This is a genomic window from Sphingobacterium sp. UT-1RO-CII-1 (genome assembly GCF_026711005.1).
Taxonomy (GTDB): Bacteria; Bacteroidota; Bacteroidia; order Sphingobacteriales; family Sphingobacteriaceae; genus Sphingobacterium.
This window is the reverse complement of record NZ_JAPPVJ010000029.1, coordinates 1-616: the sequence shown is the minus strand read 5'-3', so window position 1 is coordinate 616 and position 616 is coordinate 1. Positions and strand designations below refer to the sequence as shown.

Annotated in this window: 1 protein-coding gene; it reads left to right on the top strand. The window is 45.3% G+C overall.

Annotated elements, in window-relative coordinates:
- The coding region (locus ORI89_RS19200; protein WP_268232142.1) for a DUF7507 domain-containing protein at window positions 1-616 on the top strand (616 nt) is incomplete at both ends.

The window sequence follows — 616 nt, the reverse complement described above, 5'->3', positions numbered from 1 at the left end:
ATTACACAGGCTGATATGGATAGAGGTGGTGTTTACAACCTGGCTACAGCTAAGGGTGAAGACCCACGAGGTAAAGAAGTTCCTGTAACGTCTAAAGACCCTAATCCACTAGATCCTAGTGATCCGGATTACCCGGCAGAGGATCCAGACTATCCAGGCTGTACAGATTGTACGGTTACACCATTAGTGAAAGATGCTAAGTTAGAGCTTGATAAATCAAGCAAGTATGTTGATGCTAACGGTGACGGTAAAGTGAATGCAGGGGATAAGATCGAGTATAGTTTTGAGGTTCGTAACGTTGGTAACGTCACTATCAGTAACATCGCTATTACCGATGATCAGGTTACAGTATCAGGCGGTCCGATAGACTTAGCTCCTGGCGAGAAAGATGCTACTACATTTACAGCGGTGTACACGATTACGCAGGCTGATATGGATAGAGGTGGTGTTTACAACCTAGCTACAGCTAAGGGTGAAGACCCACGAGGTAAAGAAGTTCCTGTAACGTCTAAAGACCCTAATCCACTAGATCCTAGTGATCCGGATTACCCGGCAGAGGATCCAGACTATCCAGGCTGTACAGATTGTACGGTTACACCATTAGTGAAAGATGCTA